General features: G+C 39.9%; 13 protein-coding genes. 9 read left to right on the forward strand and 4 right to left on the reverse strand.

Annotation, left to right across the window (positions count from 1 at the left end):
- The first annotated feature begins 42 nt into the window (after positions 1-42).
- Positions 43-681 carry a ComF family protein gene (locus NMK93_RS00655; protein WP_254526666.1) on the forward strand — a complete coding sequence of 213 codons (639 nt, stop codon included), beginning with the start codon at positions 43-45 and terminating at the stop codon, positions 679-681.
- Positions 682-720: 39 nt separating this feature from the next.
- Here the strand turns inward: NMK93_RS00655 and NMK93_RS00660 are convergent, their stop codons facing one another.
- Positions 721-1,107, reverse strand: coding sequence for a VanZ family protein (locus NMK93_RS00660; RefSeq protein ID WP_254526665.1), 387 nt, complete (start codon positions 1,105-1,107; stop codon positions 721-723).
- Between the two features lie 191 nt (positions 1,108-1,298).
- Here NMK93_RS00660 and NMK93_RS00665 point away from each other — a divergent pair, with 191 nt between their 5' ends.
- The 4 genes from NMK93_RS00665 to NMK93_RS00680 all read left to right on the forward strand — a co-directional run bounded on the left by NMK93_RS00665 (position 1,299) and on the right by NMK93_RS00680 (position 6,669).
- Positions 1,299-1,634 carry a PadR family transcriptional regulator gene (locus tag NMK93_RS00665; protein ID WP_185212880.1) on the forward strand — a complete coding sequence of 112 codons (336 nt, stop codon included), beginning with the start codon at positions 1,299-1,301 and terminating at the stop codon, positions 1,632-1,634.
- 24 nt (positions 1,635-1,658) lie between these two features.
- Complete coding sequence (locus NMK93_RS00670) at positions 1,659-3,428, forward strand: PspC domain-containing protein (protein WP_254526664.1); 1,770 nt, start codon at positions 1,659-1,661, stop codon at positions 3,426-3,428.
- Positions 3,429-3,486: 58 nt separating this feature from the next.
- Positions 3,487-5,913 carry a TonB-dependent receptor gene (locus NMK93_RS00675; RefSeq protein ID WP_185212882.1) on the forward strand — a complete coding sequence of 809 codons (2,427 nt, stop codon included), beginning with the start codon at positions 3,487-3,489 and terminating at the stop codon, positions 5,911-5,913.
- 168 nt (positions 5,914-6,081) lie between these two features.
- Complete coding sequence (locus NMK93_RS00680) at positions 6,082-6,669, forward strand: TIGR00730 family Rossman fold protein (protein ID WP_185215768.1); 588 nt, start codon at positions 6,082-6,084, stop codon at positions 6,667-6,669.
- A 1-nt stretch (position 6,670) separates the two neighbouring features.
- Here the strand turns inward: NMK93_RS00680 and uxaC are convergent, their stop codons facing one another.
- Positions 6,671-8,083: a glucuronate isomerase gene (gene uxaC / locus NMK93_RS00685; protein ID WP_254526663.1), complete on the reverse strand. Its 1,413-nt coding sequence runs from the start codon at positions 8,081-8,083 to the stop codon at positions 6,671-6,673.
- Between the two features lie 130 nt (positions 8,084-8,213).
- Here uxaC and NMK93_RS00690 point away from each other — a divergent pair, with 130 nt between their 5' ends.
- Positions 8,214-9,035, forward strand: coding sequence for an SMP-30/gluconolactonase/LRE family protein (locus NMK93_RS00690; RefSeq protein WP_185212885.1), 822 nt, complete (start codon positions 8,214-8,216; stop codon positions 9,033-9,035).
- A 55-nt stretch (positions 9,036-9,090) separates the two neighbouring features.
- On the opposite strand, the gene NMK93_RS00695 is transcribed toward NMK93_RS00690, so the two are convergent.
- Complete coding sequence (locus NMK93_RS00695) at positions 9,091-9,756, reverse strand: TlpA disulfide reductase family protein (protein WP_185212886.1); 666 nt, start codon at positions 9,754-9,756, stop codon at positions 9,091-9,093.
- Positions 9,757-10,020: 264 nt separating this feature from the next.
- On the opposite strand from NMK93_RS00695, the gene nagB reads away from it, so the two are divergent.
- Both nagB and NMK93_RS00705 read left to right on the forward strand, forming a co-directional pair.
- On the forward strand, positions 10,021-11,940 hold the full coding sequence (gene nagB, locus NMK93_RS00700; protein ID WP_185212887.1) for a glucosamine-6-phosphate deaminase: 1,920 nt from the start codon (positions 10,021-10,023) through the stop codon (positions 11,938-11,940).
- A 163-nt stretch (positions 11,941-12,103) separates the two neighbouring features.
- The gene (locus NMK93_RS00705; RefSeq protein WP_254526662.1) at positions 12,104-14,521 is read left to right on the forward strand and encodes a TonB-dependent receptor; all 2,418 of its coding nucleotides are present in this window, start codon (positions 12,104-12,106) and stop codon (positions 14,519-14,521) included.
- A gap of 76 nt (positions 14,522-14,597) precedes the next feature.
- Here the strand turns inward: NMK93_RS00705 and NMK93_RS00710 are convergent, their stop codons facing one another.
- Positions 14,598-15,542, reverse strand: a complete 945-nt coding sequence (locus tag NMK93_RS00710; protein ID WP_185215772.1) for an AraC family transcriptional regulator — start codon at positions 15,540-15,542, stop codon at positions 14,598-14,600.
- An 89-nt stretch (positions 15,543-15,631) separates the two neighbouring features.
- Here NMK93_RS00710 and NMK93_RS00715 point away from each other — a divergent pair, with 89 nt between their 5' ends.
- On the forward strand, positions 15,632-18,055 hold the full coding sequence (locus tag NMK93_RS00715; RefSeq protein ID WP_185215773.1) for a TonB-dependent receptor plug domain-containing protein: 2,424 nt from the start codon (positions 15,632-15,634) through the stop codon (positions 18,053-18,055).
- Positions 18,056-18,059 lie beyond the last annotated feature (4 nt).

Raw genomic sequence — 18,059 nt, forward strand, 5'->3', positions numbered from 1 at the left:
TACTGGCGTTCGTTTCTCCATTTATTTTATCCAGAGTTGTGCATGGGTTGTAACGCGGCCTTGATTGCACAAGAAGAGATTATCTGTACTTCCTGTTTATTTCATCTTCCTTATACGGCATTCCATATGGATTCAAATAATGAAGCCATGCAATTACTGAAGGGGAAGTTTCCGTTCGAATTTGCTGCCTGCATGTTGCATTTGCGATCAGGCTCCATTGTGGAAAAATTGATCTATAACCTGAAGTATAATAATCACCCTCAAGTGGGGGAATATTTGGGGACGAAGTATGGAACAAGCTTACGGGAATCTCCATACTTTGCTAAGATAGATATGATCGTTCCGGTTCCGCTCCATCCTAAAAGATTGCTGAAACGGGGATATAACCAAAGCGAATGCATTGCAGCGGGTTTGTCGCTGGGCATGGATGTTGCGGTCAATACTCGATTGCTACATCGTGGGAGATATCAAAAAAGTCAGACCAAGATGTACCGATCAGACCGTATCGGCAATGTTGCAGATTCCTTTTATTGTAAAAATGGAGAGCAATGGGCTGATAGCCATATCCTTTTGGTAGACGATGTGTTGACCACCGGCGCGACGATGGCGGCTGCTGCGGAAGCATTGATCAACCACATTCCCCATTGTAAGATTTATATTGTCAGCATCGGTCGGGCCTAAACTTGCTTATTGCAGGGCCAGACCATGGACGCTTCAGGATCAGGAATATTGAAACTTTCTGTTGTATAATAACAGATAGCTAAAAAGAGCCATTCCAATTCCTACATAATCAGCGAAAATATCCCACCAATCAGCTCGTCTTGAATCTGTAAAATACATCTGGGCTCCTTCGGTAAAGAAAGCGAAGAAAGAGGCCACACAGAAAACGATGATAAAGGTTTTAACTTTTGTTGCTCTTCTTTTGGTATCAACCACTCTTCCAAAAAGGATTAAAGTAGTCAATAAGTAGAAGCTACCGGTATGGACCAGCTTGTCAAATCCTTGAAAAAAACCTTCCGTTGGAAAGTCATTCGCGGGCAACAATAAGAGGAGCATCATGATAATGGCCCAAATAATTGCCCATGCATAGTTTATTATCCAATTCATTGTTGATAAAAATCGTATTTAAATGTCAGATTAAAAAGCTTTTGCATCAATTTTTTTGTCTTCCAACAAGCTGTTGGATATTTTGATAAAAAATTATTGGGCTGTAAATCAATTGATTATGATGTTATCATGAAAAAATATAGTACTATGTATTGCAAAGTACCATCCAAAGGATATATCTTTGTATTGTTATGATAGCTGAAAATACACAAACCCAAATGAGGAAAGGAATACTGGAATACTGTATTCTTTCAATTATTTCTCGGGGAGAAATATATGCCTCAGACATTATCAGCGAATTAAAAAAAGCTGAATTGTTGGTGGTTGAAGGAACACTATATCCATTACTTACCAGATTGAAAAATAACGGTCTATTAAGTTACATCTGGAAAGAGTCTACTTCAGGTCCACCAAGAAAATATTACCAGATTACTTCCGAGGGGATGGAAGTATTGAAACGATTGGATGTTACTTGGAAAGAATTGGTCTTTGCGGTGGAGACATCCTTAGAAAACAGAGAAATTTAACTATACCATTAACTAAATACAGCCATGAACAAAACTATAATCATCAATATAAACAGTATCGTCTTTCATATCGAGGAAGATGCATATGAAATTCTTCGATCCTATATGATCGAAATCAAAAGGCACTTCGGGAATTCTGAAGATAGCCGAGAGATTCTTGAAGACATTGAGAACCGTATTGCGGAAATGTTTTCTGAACGTATCCAAACAGGTCGCAAGGAAGTGATCAACCGTGAGGATGTCGATCAGGTGATTGCGCAAATGGGAAGGGTAAGTGACTTTGAGTCTGAAATCGGCGATGAGCCACGCGTAGAAAACGAATCTAGAGCTGCTTTTGCAGATCAGGCTGATCCTGCGGGCAACTTCCAATCTGAGCAACGAGCTGAACAAGAACCAGGACATGAGCAAGCAGCTGATCCTAGTTTCACAGAATACTTGACTTCGAAGAAGTTAATGCGTGACATGGACGACAAGGTTCTGAGCGGGGTATGTAGTGGATTATCACATTATTTCAATATCGAAGCGAAGTGGGTAAGGATCATCTTTATTTTGTTCTTCTTGTTCGGTGGATCAGGAGTGCTCTTGTACTTCGTACTGTGGGCCGTAATGCCGAAGGCAGTGACGCGTGCCGATAAATTGGCGATGCGTGGTGAACAGGCCAACCTGCACAATTTCAAGAAGTCTTTCGATGAAGAAATGAAAGGAGTTCGCGAAAATTTTTCGGGGGCCGGCGAGCATATTAGTCGAGGAGCTCGTTCGGTTGGAGACTCTTTAGGATCTTTTTTCTCGGTCATTGGAAAAATCTTAGCCGTGTTGGTGTTGATCTGGGCAGGCTTGAGCATCATTGGTCTCTTTGTGTTCTTTGTATTCAACGTGTTGAATATTATGGGCTACCAAAACCCAATGTTTTTCCCTCCACTTGAGGTGTTAGACCCTGCTTCAGCCTTGTTTGCCATCCTAGCGGGAACCCTTGCCATCATCATCCCATTATTGGCGCTGTTCTTCTTGTTATTGCGTGTTGTCTTCAAGACAAAACCAATGAACAACTATGCAAGTATGTCCCTATTGGCGGCTTGGATTGTATCTATCGTCATGATTTTATACTTCGTGGTGGTGACCAATCAAGATTTTGTGGAAGAGAGCACCATTTCCGTAGAGAAAACATTGGACAAAAAAGACACCTATGTGATATCAGAGAATGATGTTCGCGTCATCAAAGCTTCCGATGAGGACTTTAGCAAGAATAAAATCAACCCTGACAAAGGAGGGATGTTGATCGGTAATTACCTGCGTAATGATATTTCTGTCCACATTGAGTCGATTGACTCCTTGAAGACACCATATATACAATATAACTATATCGCAAAAGGATCTTCCTATGCAGCAGCATCGGCTAGAGCTTCCAAGATTTCTTATAGGGTCAACCAAAATGCAGAGAACTTAATGTTCGATAGTCATTTTGCACTGGAAGACAAACAATTGATCCGTGATCAGCATGTGAGAATGAACCTTTACTTGCCAGTTGGAACTAAAGTTCTATTGAACAAGAATATGGAGTGGAAAGTACGCGATATATGGGCAAATGAATGTCACGGAAAAGAAGAATCTAAATTTTCTGAGTGGATCATGACGAAAAATGGCTTGAAATGCATCTTAAAATTAGAAGAGGAGAAAGCCAAGGAAGCAGAAGAGTTGAAGAAGGAAGCGGAGGAAGAATTAGAAAAGACAAAAAAAGAAGATAAGAAAGCAACCTCTGAGGAAGAAGAATCGTCTTCAGAGGAGAATAACGCATAAGGGGCAATAGAATACTAACATAAAAAAACTAATCAAAATTACATTAATACCTAAGAAAATGGGAAGAATAATTACCATACTGATCCTCTTTCTGGCGGCAGTGGCTAGCAAAGCTATAGCCAGCCCTGAGGCGCAGGATACAGATATCAAGGGGCGGGTCCTGAACCAGGACAAACAACCATTAGCCTCAGCATCAGTATATTTAATGTCATCGACGGCGAATGTATTGATCAAAAGTGCGGTTACAGATGAGAATGGGGTTTATACCATCATCAAAGCTCCGAAAGGATCCTATTATATCGAAGTTAGTTCAGTAGGCTACAGCAAGGGCAAATCTGCAGTCTTTGAATTAGGCGATAAAACCTATGAAGTTGAAGATATCGTGATGGGGACAAGCAGTCAAGCGATTGAGGCAGTTACTGTTCAAGGACAATTACCAATGGTCCAGAATGTAAATGGCAAATTAGTGTTGAACGTAGAGAATTCAACATTGGCGGCCGGTAACAATGCCTTGGAAGTTGTAAAACGTGCGCCTGGGGTAAGTGTGGATAAGGATGATAATCTGCAATTGATGGGGCAGCAAGGGGTGAATGTCACTATTGATGGCAGACAGACCTTTATGACCGGAGAGCAATTGACGAACTTCTTAAAGTCAACCGATGCCGGTCAGATCAAGAGTGTAGAGGTGACTACGACAAGGTCTGCTAAAGACGATGCAGAAGGTGCCGTAGGTACCATCAATATCGTGCTGAAAAAGAACAGGACCGAAGGTTTCAATGGATCATTTGTGGCGAGTGCGGCACATGGTAAGCACTTCAGAGGGAATAGCTCGTTGAACCTGAACTATAAAAAGAACAATACCACTTTATTTGGTTCCTATGCGTATACCAATAATAAAGAGGAGAATGAAATCCAGATCATGCGTGAGATCAGCGGTGGTAACAAAACCACATTTTTCGATCAAAATGCATCGATGATCGAGGACAACAACAACCATAACTATAGGTTAGGTATTGAGCAGAAGACCTCTGACCGCAATACCATGATGCTTCAGTTATCTGGAAACAGATATGCAGAAGATTCTGAAAACAGGAGTAGAACTGATATCGGCTTTACACCGACAAGTATTGACTCGGTTTTGAGATCGCCATCATTCAATAAGATGAGTTTGGATAGGATGTCCTTAAACTTCAACAACGAATTCAAGATGGATACCCTCGGTCAGAAATTGACTTTAGATCTTGACTGGAGCACCTTTGAAAACCGTTCGAACATGAACTATACCTATAGGACTGAGAAATTGGATGGTGAACTTTATAAACCAGAGGAGCGTGAGCGAAGCAATATGCCAACGGATATCGATATCTATGTGGGTAAATTGGATTACGTAAAACCATTCAAAAAAGGAAGTCTAGAGGCCGGTGTGAAATACAGTAATGTGAAATCCGACAACAATATGGTTTTCGATCAATTGAATGGGGATACTTGGGAAAATGTAGCTAATAAGTCTAACCACTTTATCTATACAGAGCAAATCTCTGCTGGATACTTAGATTATAGCCGACCTTTTGGAAAATGGACTGCGAAGGTTGGTCTGCGTGCAGAATACACCATTTCTGATGGTAATTCAGTGACCAATAATGATCGGGTAAAGCGTGATTATCTAGACTTTTTCCCATCTGCAAATATTGGATATAACCTAAGTGAGAATCATATTTTTTCTTTAGGCTATGCCAAGAAGATCACACGTCCAAATTATCGTTTCTTGAATCCGTTCAGGTATTATATTGATAAATTGACCTATCAACAGGGTAACCCTTATATCAATCCGCAATATACGCATGGATTTACATTGAACTATACCTTGATGAAGATGTTCAACTTTACTTTGGGTACCGATATAACCAATGATGCAATGGTTGAAAGTATGGGGCAGGATTCCGTTACGAATACAACCTGGGTAACCAGAGAGAACCTTGGTAAATCCTTGACTTCTTATTTAAACTTGAACCTGCCATTCAGAATTGGCAAGATCTGGACCATGAACAACAATATTACCGGTATCTATATGCACTTTAAGGGTCCGATTGCAGGACATGAGGTGGATAATGGATCGTTCTTCGTACAGGCAAACAGTTTCAATAGCTTCAAGTTGAATCCACAGTGGTCATTAGAAGCATCCATCAACGGAAATACACCTTTTGTATACAACTTGTTTAAGATACATGGAAGGGTTTCAGGAGATATCGGGGCTAACTATAACTTCAAAGACCAGAAAAGCTCATTGAAATTGGCTGTAACCGACGTGTTCCGAAGCAATAGAAATAACTTGTCTACTGACTTCCACGAGTTTCAATCGAGGATCCGTCAGTACCATGACAATCAAACAGTACGCCTTACTTTCACTTACAAATTCGGAAACCTAAAACAACAGATCCGAAAAAGCGACTCGAGAAACGAGGAAAAAGACAGAGTAGGCAACTAATAAAGAACTTTGTTTCAATGTTTAGTTAATGAGGTCCTAGACTCCCAGTCTGGGGCCTTGGTTTTTTTAGAAGGTAGAGGTGAGAATTGAGATATGAGACATGAGATATTAAGGTCGATATCTCAAGTCTCATATCTCACATCTCATGTCTATTACCTACCTTTAGACATGAAACTAAATCAAATCGTTGTTTTTTGTGCTTCGAGTCCTGGCTTTGATGGGACTTTTGTGAAAGCTGCAGAGGAAGTTGGGAAAGTTTTTGTGGACCGTGGGATAACCTTAGTTTATGGTGGAGGTAGAGTTGGCTTGATGGGAGCGGTTGCGGATGCGGTCATGGAAAACGGAGGTCAGGTTATAGGGGTAATTCCTCAGTTTTTGAACAGTAAGGAGATTGGTCATAGTGATATTACGCAGTTGATCGAAGTGGATACCATGCATGAGAGAAAGGCGAAGATGAATGCCTTATGTGATGCGGTCATTGCGCTTCCCGGTGGTTTTGGAACAATGGAGGAGCTGTTTGAAATGACGACCTGGGGTCAATTGGGCCTGCATAAAAAACCTATCGGGATCCTGAATGTAGATGGTTTTTATGATCATTTGATTGCATTTATCCAACATATGGTTGATACGGGGCTGTTGAAGGAGGAAAACCAAAGGATGATCATGTATTCGGACAAGATTGAAGACTTGTTGGAACAAATGGAGGCCTATGAAGCTCCACCTGTTCCAAAATGGTTGAATCTGGAAAAATCTTGATCTAACCTTGTTTCTTGAAAGGGAAATAGGCTTTGGCATTGTAATAACAGATGTCCTGTACGATCTTGCCAATCCATTTTATATCATGCGGTAATTCACCATTGACGATATCCTCTGCGAAAATATTGCAGAGTAACCTTCTAAAATATTCATGTCTTGGGAATGACAGGAAACTACGGGAGTCGGTCAACATCCCTACAAATCGGCTGATCAACCCAATGTTTGAAAGACTGTTGATCTGTTTTGTCATCCCGTCTTTTTGGTCATGGTACCACCATGCTGAACCATATTGTATCTTGCCAGCTGTAGTTCCATCATTGAAATTGCCACACATTGCGGCAAACAGGTCATTGTCGGATGCATTCAGATTGTATAGGATTGTTTTGCCCAATTTTTCTTTCGCTGCCAAGCGGTCTAAGAATTTTACCAAGCCCAAACCTTGGGAATAGTCGCCGATACTATCAAATCCGGTATCAGGTCCCAGTTTTTTCAAGGAGCCGGAATTTGTGTTACGGAAAGCCCCTACATGAAATTGCTGAACCCAATTCTTTTCATTGTCCCATTCTGCAAAATGAAGCAATAATGCGGATTTAAATTTATTGATTTCCTCTAGCGTCAAATCATTCCCCTGTCTAACCTTAGTGAAGATGTTGGAGATTTCACTCTCTGTGAAATCTTCTGCATATAGGTGACTCAAGCCATGGTCAGAAACACAACAGCCGTTCTGGGCAAAGAAGTCATGTCGGGATTTTAGGGCATCGAGGTAATCTTGCAGATTGTTGATATCGCTATTGGCTACCTCTCCTAGTCGGTTTACATATTGGTTGAAAGCTTCTTTGTTCTCCGGACTCATAGCCTTATCAGGTCGAAAAGCGGGGAACATATCAAATTTACCTGGGTTCTTGGCATAAGCCTGATGGAACTCCAGCGAGTCGATAGGGTCATCTGTGGTACAGATGGTTTCCACTTTCATCTGTTCCAATAACCCATGGACCGACATATTGGGTTGTGCCAAATCTTGGTTGGCTTTTTCGAAAACAGCATCAGCATTGTCGGCAGATAGGAGGTCATGAATGCCAAAATAGCGTTGCAATTCGAGATGGGTCCAATGGTATAATGGGTTTCTTAAGGTATAAGGGACTGTTTCGGCCCATTTATGAAACTTTTCTTGGTCACTTGCGGCACCTGTAATAAATTTTTCGTCGATCCCATTTGCGCGCATGGCTCTCCATTTGTAATGGTCGCCATGTAACCAAATTTCAGTGATATTTGAAAATTGTTTATTGGCAGCCACCTCGTTAGGTGGTAAGTGATTATGATAATCTATAATAGGTAGTTCTTTTGCATAGTCATGGTAAAGCTCTTCTGCCACTCGGCTTTGCAAAAGAAAATTTTCATCCAAGAATGGTTTCATACGCTATGATTGTTAGATTTTAAGTTTAGAATTGACAGAGCTTGAAAATAAGTAATTCTGCGCAAAAAGCTAACAAAAAGCTATTAAAAATGTTATATTTATAATAAAAGGATAAACACAAGCATTGAATATGAAAACTACCTTATTAATTACATTGATAGTCTTTTGCTCACAACTGGGCTTTAGTCAGACGAAATTGACTCAACTTTGGGAGTCTAAGGAACAGCTTCCTACCCCAGAATCGGTATTATATTCGCCAGAGAAATCGGCTTTGTACGTGTCATTGATAGACGGAGATGGCGTTGCAAAGGATGGAAAGGGCGGAGTGGCCATTTTGAATTTGGACGGAAGTCTAAAGGATGCGACTTGGGTGCAAGGACTGAATGCTCCTAAAGGTTTGGCCATGCATAAAGACTTGCTTTATGTTGCTGATATTGATGAAGTCGTGGTGATCGACATGATTACCGGTAATGTCATCAACCAAATTAAGATCCCTGATGCACAATTCTTGAATGATGTCACTGTGGACAACAATGGAAAGGTCTATGTCTCTGATACCAGGAAAGGAGAGATTCACCTGATCCATAATAATAAACCATCTCTTTTCATGAAAGATGTAAAGGATGTCAATGGCCTACGTGTTATTGATGGTGTGTTGTATGCGATGGCAGGTCCTGAATTATGGAAAATTGACGCCAATAAAAATCATACTGTTGTGGCTAAAGGATTGCAATTGGGTGGTGATGGATTAGAGCCTGTTGGTGATGGCAGTTATTTGGTGACTTGTTGGGGAGGATTAATCTATCATATCGCAGCAAACGGAACGGTAACTGAACTGTTAGATGTAAGGGATAAGATGAAAACTGCGGATTTAGGATACAACCAAAAAGAGAAAATCTTGTATGTTCCAACCTTCTTGAACAATAGCGTTGTGGCGTATAAGTTAGACTAAAACAATAATTAAGACATAAAAAAAGGATTCAAGCCATAACTTGAATCCTTTTTTATTATTTCAGGATCTCCCTGAGTTTATTGTTGAGTTCGTCGCCATGCAGGTTTCGTGCTACAACTTTTCCTTCAGGATCCACCAAGATATTTTGCGGAATGGCTTTCACGCCATAAGCTAGACTTGCTGAGTTGTTCCAGCCCTGAAGATCGGAAACATGCTTCCAAGTCAGGTTGTCATCTTTTACTGCTTTTGCCCAAGGTTCAAATTCCTTGTCAAATGATACTCCTAAGATTTCGAAGTTTTTATCCTTGAATTCAGCATAAGTCTTGACCAACTTAGGGTTTTCTTCACGGCAGGGAGGACACCAGGAAGCCCAAAAATCAATGAGTACATATTTACCTTTCAGATCCGATAGGGAATAAGGTTCACCTGCTAAATCAAATTGGGTGATGCTTGGCGATTTTTTGCCAGGCAGGGTATTCTTTAGGGCGTCCAAATAGCGATCAAATATTTTACCTTCGGTGGATTTCTTGACTTTTTTATCCAACGTCTTGAATAGATCGGCCAATTCCTGGTATTCTGGGAAATAGCCACCCACTCTTTGGATTAGACGGATTGAGCTTACCTCCTTGGGATTTGCCTTTACTTGTGCAATGAGTTCTTCCTTGGTTTGTGCGAACAAAAGGCTCGGTATAAATGCTATTAAAAATATTAATTTCTTCATTTTGTGAATTATGATTTCCAAAATTATCAATAATCTACCAAACAAGTAGATTATTTTTTTAAAATTCTCATAGATAGAGTCAATTATTTAAAATTATATTAATAAATAAATATCCGTCTGTTTTAATAATTATTGATTAAAATAATTGCTGTAGCTGTGATTTTCGTTGAAAACGTTTACAAAATCAAAAAGATTTGCATTTTATGCACGTACAGCCTTATAAATTGTTAAATTTGAGGCTCACTAAGGTATTTTTCAATTTAAATGGCAAGATTAAATTTATTAGAGGAAACCCGCTTTGAGAAAGTTCCAGTAACGGTATACCCCTCTCAAGACGAAGCTTCTGTTAAAGTTGCTGAGCGCATCGCTGCTATCATTAAAGATAAGCATGCAAAAGGGGAAAAGGCAGTTTTAGGTCTAGCGACCGGAGCAACGCCAGTAAAAGTCTACAAAGAACTTGTGAGAATGCACAAGGAAGAGGGATTAAGCTTCCAAAACGTTGTTACTTTCAACTTGGATGAGTATTACCCGATGCTTCCGACTGCAGAACAAAGTTATGTAGCATTCATGAACAAGCATTTGTTCAATCATGTTGATATTCCCAAAGAGAACATCAATATTCCAGATGGAACACTTGCAGAAGACAAGGTTCAGGCTTTCTGTGAAGGCTATGAACAGAAAATCTCCAGCTTGGGAGGTTTAGATATCCAATTATTGGGTATTGGTCGTACAGGACACATTGGTTTCAATGAACCAGGGTCTGCGCCAAACTCAGGTACTCGCTTGGTCACCTTAGATGACCTTACAAGAAGAGATGCTTCACGCGACTTCGGTGGTAAGGAAAATGTACCAACAAAAGCGATTACCATGGGTGTAGGTACGATTTTCAAAGCCAAGGAAATTGTATTGATGGCATGGAACGAGAAGAAAGCTGAAATCGTGAAGAAAGCGGTTGAAGGGGAAATTTCTTCTGATATTCCTGCGACTTATCTTCAGATGTCTGATCATGTTGAGTTTGTGTTGGATGAAGATGCTGCTTCAGCCTTGACCCGCTTTAACCTTCCTTGGTTGGCGCATGATGTGGTATGGACAGACAAATTAGTTAAAAAAGCAGTTGTTTGGCTTTCATTGCATTTGGATAAAGCTATCCTGAAACTTACCGATGATGACTATAACAATAATGGTATGGCTCAATTAATTACTGAGCAAGGTACTGCTTATAGCATCAACATCCGTATTTTCAATGAATTACAACGTACCATTACAGGTTGGCCAGGTGGTAAACCAGGTGTGGATGATTCTAACCGCCCTGAAAGAGCTGAACCAGCACAAAAGAATGTAATCTTATTTTCTCCACACCCTGATGATGATGTGATCTCAATGGGAGGTACTTTCATTCGTTTGGCTGATCAAGGTCATAATGTACATGTGGCTTATCAAACTTCTGGTAATACCGCTGTTTGGGACGATGATGTGTTACGTTATTTGGAATTCGTTCAAGACTATGCGGTAGTCGTGGAAGATGATAATGGCGTTACGCGTAAGATCTATGATGAGGCTCGTGAATTCTTTAAAGTTAAAAAGCCTAATCAAGTAGACCCTGAAATTATCAGAACGATCAAAGGACTTATCCGTAAGGGTGAAGCTATTGCTGGAGCTCGTTTCGTAGGGCTTCCTGATGAGAATATCCACTTTATGGACCTTCCGTTCTATGATCGCGGTAAATTCTCTAAGGAGATCGATTTTGAAGATGATATTCAGCAGACCATGGAATTGCTTCGCCAAGTGAAACCTCAACAGGTTTTTGCTGCCGGTGACTTTGCAGATCCACATGGTACCCATAAAGTTTGTTTCGATATTATCCTGGAAGCTTTATTGCGATTGAGAGAAACCGACGAATGGACTAAAGATTGTTGGTTATGGTTATATAGAGGTGCATGGCACGAATATCCGATCCATGATATCGAAATGGCGGTTCCACTTTCTCCACAAGAGGTGAAACGCAAAAGGTTGGCAATCTTCAAACACCAATCTCAAAAAGATCTTCCTGTATTCCCAGGAGATGATCCAAGAGAGTTTTGGGTTCGTGCTGAAGATCGTACTAGCGAAACAGCTGGATTGTACCACCAATTAGGATTAGCGAACTATGAAGCTATCGAAGCTTTTGTTCGTTGGAAATTCTAATCTAGGTATAAATAGATATTAGATAAGCTGTCCTCGAAAGGGACAGCTTATTTTTTTGGTAAAAATTTCGGATTGTGAATGTTTTTATCGGATTGTTTATTTTTTTAATGTTACCCCGACATTACTTTTGCAGCACTATTTAGAATCAGTACAAATAAATACCATGAAAACATCATATCTACTTGCTCTGCTTGGAGCGACTACGATCTACACTGCCGCCAATGCTCAAACGACTGTAAAAGGGAAAGTTAGTAGCAATAACAATGAATCGATCTCCGGACTGAACATCAAAGTCAAGGATAAAGTTACCATGTCTGATGAGAATGGTTACTTTGAACTATATGTTCCTTATAAAGGTACCTTCAATCTGGAAGTAACTGGCGTTGGGTATGTAAAGGAGTCGGTATTCGTTAATCCAAAGGAAACAAACACAAATCTGGGGACCATCGTAATAAAGCCAGCTAATCACAACATCCAAGAAGTGGAAGTGACAGGATATAATTCTTTAAATGATAAAGTCCTTAATGTTGGAAAGGCTGGAATCCTAGACCGTGATCTTCCGCAAGCGGTTCAGATTGTCAATGCGCAAGTGATCGAAGATCAGCAAATCAATAGGTTGAGCGATGCCTTAAAGAATGCCAATGGGGTAGCTATGGGAGCAAATCGTGGTGGTGTTAATGAGAATTTCTTTGCGCGAGGTTATAGCCTAGGGTCCAATAATATCTTTAAGAACGGTGCACGTACGAACAATGGTGGATCCATTGAAGCCAGTACTTTAGAGTCTGTTGAGATCTTAAAAGGGAGTGCTGCTATTCTGTATGGAGGTGTTACTGGAGGGGCAGTAGTAAACTTGGTGACCAAAAAGCCCAAATTTGAATATGGTGGAGAGGTATCCATGCGTATGGGGAGTTATAACCAATACAAGCCTATCGTGGATGTGTATGGCCCGATTTCAGATAAACTAGCTTTTCGGGTTGTCGGAACAGGAGAATATGCAGAAAATTATAGGGATTATGTTGAAAGCAAGAGATATTATATCAATCCTTCCCTATTATATAAGATGTCGGAGAAATCCAGTTTGAACTTTATGTTTGATTACTTGAAATCAGATTATACGCCTGATTTTGGAATAGGTTCAGTGGATGGAAAGATCAATAAGGAGGTCGGTAGAAATACCTTTATCAATACGCCTTGGGCATTCAATAAAACCAATTCTTCGAATGGACAGATAAATTTTGAGCATGTCTTTTCAGATAACTGGAATTTACAGGCCATAGCCAGTTACCAACAATATGGTCGCGATTATTATGGATCTGAACGTATCCAAGCCAAAGCTACAGGAATGGCCGCCCGTGCTTTAAACAGGACTGAGCAAGATGAACTAAGTTTCAACCAGCAATTGAACGTGAAAGGGAATGTGCAAACGGGAAATATAAAACATCAGATCTTAATTGGAGCTGATGCAGATCAATCCAATACCAAAAACTATGCTTTCAATATCTATGGGGCGGGATTGGACAATAAGCCAAGTACAGCATACGATAGCATCAATGTTTTTAATCCCTATACCGCTATGATGCGTTCAGATATGCCAGGTGTTGATTTGAAAACAAGAACTACAACAGATATCAACCGTTATGGAGTCTTTGCACAAGACTTGATTTCCTTGACTAAGGAGTTTAAAATCCTTGCTGGGATCCGATATACTTATCAAAAAACCAAGAATGCAGAGGTGTATGACTATGCAACTGGAGAAACGACAATAACGCCTAACAAAGGTAAAGATGGCGAAGATATGGGAAGTAAGGTAGATAAAGCATGGTCTCCAAAGTTGGCCTTGATCTATCAACCTATTTCGACCATGAGCATCTATGCTAGTTATGCGAATAACTTCACTTCAAACTCAGGTTATGATTTAAATTTCCAACCTATGGGACCATCATTGATCGATCAGTATGAAGCTGGTGTTAAGAATGATTTCTTCAATGGCAGACTATCGGCAAACCTGACCTGGTACAGAATTCAGAACAATAAGTTTGCACAGACCATCATTGAAGCTGACGGAACGGTAAAAGATCCTAACATGAAAGAATTTACCGGAAAGACTGCCTCTGATGGTGTTGAGTTAGATTTGACCGGTAAAATTGCCGAAGGCCTGAACGTTATGGCCGGATATAGTTACAACTTTATGCGTTATTTGGAAACCAATGAAAACGGAAATGTAGAAGGGGTTCGCTTGGTAGGAACAACAGCGCATTCTGCGAATGGAACTGTATTCTATACCCTTCAAAATGGAAGTTTAAAAGGGTTGAAACTAGGATTCTCGACATTCTATACAGGTAAGAGAAATGCAGGTTGGAACAACAGCAAAGTAAATGAGAAAGAAGGTGTAAACAGACTGATCGCAGTGGATCCATTTACGACATTTGATTTCTCAGCTGGATATACCTATAAAAACTGGAGCATCTTAGGAAAGGTTAGCAATATCGGAAATGCCTTTAACTATTACGTGCATGAGAACTATAGTGTAAACCCGATTCCACCAAGAAGTTTTACCGGTACATTGAGTTATAAATTTTAACCAATATCTATAAAGAGTAAAGCTGTTTACAATGAAGTAAACAGCTTTTTTTTTAATAAAATAGATGGAGTAATTCTTAGAAAATAGGTAAGTTGCTCAACAACTCAGGGATGGCCTGTACGCCTTCATGAGCCACTAAGAAAGTGTATCGAAGTGAGTTGGGGATAATTCCAAAATACTTTTTAAAGGCGGTGGTGAAATGGGTGGAATGCTTATAGCCTGTCATCCTTGCCACATCAGAAATACGGTATTTGCCCATCAGGATCAGCTTTTTCGCATGCTCCATTTTCATTTCAGTAATATAGTTCATGATGGTCTTTCCATAGAACTGCTTGAAATGTTTCTTTAGGTATTGCTCATTGGTGCCCACTGATTTTGCCAATTCTGAAATGGTATGGTTTTTTGAAAGATCTTCATCAATTAGCTTTTTAGCCATTTGGATCTTTTCATAATGATTCTTATTGGCAATGATTTCCTTGTTTTCATTTTCCACAAAGAGGCTCTCCACCTGATGGATAATGACTTCCAGCAAAAGGGACTGGATCTTTAATTGATTGATATAGGAATCAGCTTCGTACAGCTCGAAAATTTGTTGCAAAGCAAGAGCAATCCTGCCGTCCGCTTTAGTTAGCAATCCATGTTGAAACCGTTCTTGGTCTGCAATGTACTTGTCATGGAAGACTAAGAGCTTATCACTGGGGATTAACATCAGAAGGATGCGGTTGTCTAGACAGATGCTCTTCAAATCAAATAGGTCACCTTTATTCATGTGGATCAACATGTTGTCGCCCGCTTGTAAAAGGTAATTGTCCTGCTGGATCTGAATGGAACAATTTGCAGAATCTTCTAGTAGCAATAGATTTAAATAACCATCAATAGGAGAAGTGAAACTGAATTTTTGCCTGCCTTTGAGTACCGTAAAATACATTAAAGTGCCTAATTCCAACATATTGGTAGAAATACCATTGGTTGTTTCAGGTAAAATTTCCGATTGCGTAGTATTTTTTTCTGATTGCGTCATTTTGCTATTTAGAATAATTCTACATTTGCAGCAGTATTTATTTAGACTTGTTCTAAAGAAAGTCGAAGTTACTGTATTAATCTGGAATAATGAAACAATTTTACCTCACCATATTATTTTTATTTACCTGTATTATTGTATTTGCCCAAAATTCAACAATAACCGGTAAAGTTCATTTGGTAGATGGGACGCCTGTTTCAAAAGCTACAGTGCGAATTGAGGGCACTCCAATTGCAAGCATTTCCGATGATGAAGGTTTGTATACATTGGAGCAAGTTCCTTATGGAAAACAGACCATCTTAGTGACCTCCATTGAGATTAAATCGAAGAGACTTCCTATTGATGTCAATAAGGCCAACTATGATTTACATATCCATATTGACCCAAGAGGAGAAATCAGTCTTGATGAGGTGCGGGTACAAGGGAATTCCGTAAAAAGAGAAATTGAGACCAAGGGGTTTGCTGTCAATGTGATCGAAACGAAAGAAGCTTCCACAAGAAATATTCAAACTAATGAACTCTTGGACCGTACTGTAGGAGTAAGGGTCCGTCAAAGTGGAGGTCTAGGTTCGGAGGTACAATATAACTTAAATGGGATGACTGGTCGATCGGTCGGGATATTCATTGATGGGATAGAAATTTCGACCTATGGTTCCTCATTTAACTTAAATAATATACCTCCTTCGATGATTGATCGCATCGAGGTATATAAAGGGGTTCTTCCTGCTCATTTAACAGGGGACTTGCTTGGAGGAGCAATCAATATTGTTCTTAAAAAAGGTACTTCGAGCAATAACTTATCTGCCTCTGTTTCTTATGGCTCATTCAATACTACCCAATCAGATATTTCTGGCCTTTATAGAAACGCGAAAACAGGTTTTACCACTAGGGTTTCAGGAAGTTTCTTGAATTCAGACAACGATTATGAAATCTGGGGTAAATTCTCCAAATATATAGAACCCAATGGCGTTGTACGTCGTAACTATAGGACCAAACGATTCTTTGATGGCTATAGAGCATTATCTGGAAGATTTGAGTTTGGATTTACTGATGTAAAATGGGCGGATGCTTTCTTTTTAGGATATAATATCTCTGATTCTCATAAAGAGATTCAGCATGGCCAGACCATGGGGACTCCTTATATGGGCAGAACCTCTGATGCCACGGCTAATGTGTTGAGTTTGACTTATAATAAGAAGAACTTATTTGTGCCAGGCCTATCCTTGAATACCAATGCTGTCCATAGTTTTAGGAGCACCAATATCCTCGATACTATTCCTTGGGCCTACAATTGGGACGGACAGATCCGCCTTGATTTAAATGGTGATCCTATTCGTCGACTGGATGGAGCACAGCAGGGGAAACCTGCGATGACGGATATTGATCGTCAGGTAACCAATATCAGGACGAACTTGAGTTATGATATTCTTTCTGGACATAGATTCTCCGTGAACCATGTTTTTTATACCGTAGATAGAAAAGACAAAAACTTGTTGATAAAAGATGGTAATACCGGCATCAACAGTTCGAATGATCTTGCAAAGAATGTCGTGTCGTTCAATTATGAAGCTCAAACGTTCCATAATAAGTTGACAACAAATCTGTTCTACAAGATTTATCAACAATCTATTGCTAGCCATTCTTATACAGGGGTAATTGAAAACGGGCAGACGAAGATCGTTGAGAATGTCAGCAAGGACAACCGTGTAAATTATGGTTATGGTCTTGCGGCATCTTATAAATTGTTCAATCGATTGGTACTTCTGGCCTCAGGAGAACGTGCGGTAAGAATGCCGGTTGATATGGAAACTTTTGGAAGTCCGGAAGATAATGTTCTGGCCAATCCGGGGATCTCACCCGAAATCAGCGACAACTATAATGCGGGGTTTAGGTTAGGGACTTATGATTTCGGTGATCATAGATTTTCGGTTGGAACCAATGTTTTTTGGAGGAACACGAAAGACAGGATCATGCCGAGAGCTAATGAAATGATCAACAGCCAAGAAATTGAACTTACCCAATATGTCAATTTGGGGCTTTCTCAGTCCGTGGGCTTTGAAGGTGAACTGACCTATGCCCATAAGGACAAGCTTACGTTATTGTTCAATTTTTCCAAATTCAATTCCTTGTTTAAGCAAGAGTTTGATCCTACTTCAGGTCAACCGATGACCTATTACAACAAACAGATTCCTAATGAGCCTTTCTATACCATGAATGGAAATGTTCATTATAGATTAGATAATATCATTCAAAAATCCTCTCAGTTAAACCTGTTCTACAATATTGGTTATGTGGCGCCTTTCAGCACAGTATGGCCAGATTCTGATTGGTTTATTACACCGGCACAGTACGCACAGAATTTGGGTATGAGCTATGTTTTTCCTAACAAGAAACTCATTCTGGCACTGGATGTCAAGAACGTATTCAATGCTGAACTTTATGATAATTTCGGCGTTCAGAAGCCTGGTAGGGGATTTTATTTGAAACTGAACTACTCAATTAACAATATATAATTAC

Source organism: Sphingobacterium sp. LZ7M1, from assembly GCF_024296865.1.
Lineage (GTDB): Bacteria > Bacteroidota > Bacteroidia > Sphingobacteriales > Sphingobacteriaceae > Sphingobacterium.

What these genes read in the sequence shown, in the direction of transcription:
- NMK93_RS00655 (WP_254526666.1), top strand. Translation starts at nt 43, where the DNA reads ATGGGTTGTAACGCGGCCTTGATTGCACAAGAAGAGATTATCTGTACT.
- NMK93_RS00660 (WP_254526665.1), bottom strand. Translation starts at nt 1,107, where the DNA reads ATGAATTGGATAATAAACTATGCATGGGCAATTATTTGGGCCATTATC.
- NMK93_RS00665 (WP_185212880.1), top strand. Translation starts at nt 1,299, where the DNA reads ATGATAGCTGAAAATACACAAACCCAAATGAGGAAAGGAATACTGGAA.
- NMK93_RS00670 (WP_254526664.1), top strand. Translation starts at nt 1,659, where the DNA reads ATGAACAAAACTATAATCATCAATATAAACAGTATCGTCTTTCATATC.
- NMK93_RS00675 (WP_185212882.1), top strand. Translation starts at nt 3,487, where the DNA reads ATGGGAAGAATAATTACCATACTGATCCTCTTTCTGGCGGCAGTGGCT.
- NMK93_RS00680 (WP_185215768.1), top strand. Translation starts at nt 6,082, where the DNA reads ATGAAACTAAATCAAATCGTTGTTTTTTGTGCTTCGAGTCCTGGCTTT.
- uxaC (WP_254526663.1), bottom strand. Translation starts at nt 8,083, where the DNA reads ATGAAACCATTCTTGGATGAAAATTTTCTTTTGCAAAGCCGAGTGGCA.
- NMK93_RS00690 (WP_185212885.1), top strand. Translation starts at nt 8,214, where the DNA reads ATGAAAACTACCTTATTAATTACATTGATAGTCTTTTGCTCACAACTG.
- NMK93_RS00695 (WP_185212886.1), bottom strand. Translation starts at nt 9,756, where the DNA reads ATGAAGAAATTAATATTTTTAATAGCATTTATACCGAGCCTTTTGTTC.
- nagB (WP_185212887.1), top strand. Translation starts at nt 10,021, where the DNA reads ATGGCAAGATTAAATTTATTAGAGGAAACCCGCTTTGAGAAAGTTCCA.
- NMK93_RS00705 (WP_254526662.1), top strand. Translation starts at nt 12,104, where the DNA reads ATGAAAACATCATATCTACTTGCTCTGCTTGGAGCGACTACGATCTAC.
- NMK93_RS00710 (WP_185215772.1), bottom strand. Translation starts at nt 15,542, where the DNA reads ATGACGCAATCAGAAAAAAATACTACGCAATCGGAAATTTTACCTGAA.
- NMK93_RS00715 (WP_185215773.1), top strand. Translation starts at nt 15,632, where the DNA reads ATGAAACAATTTTACCTCACCATATTATTTTTATTTACCTGTATTATT.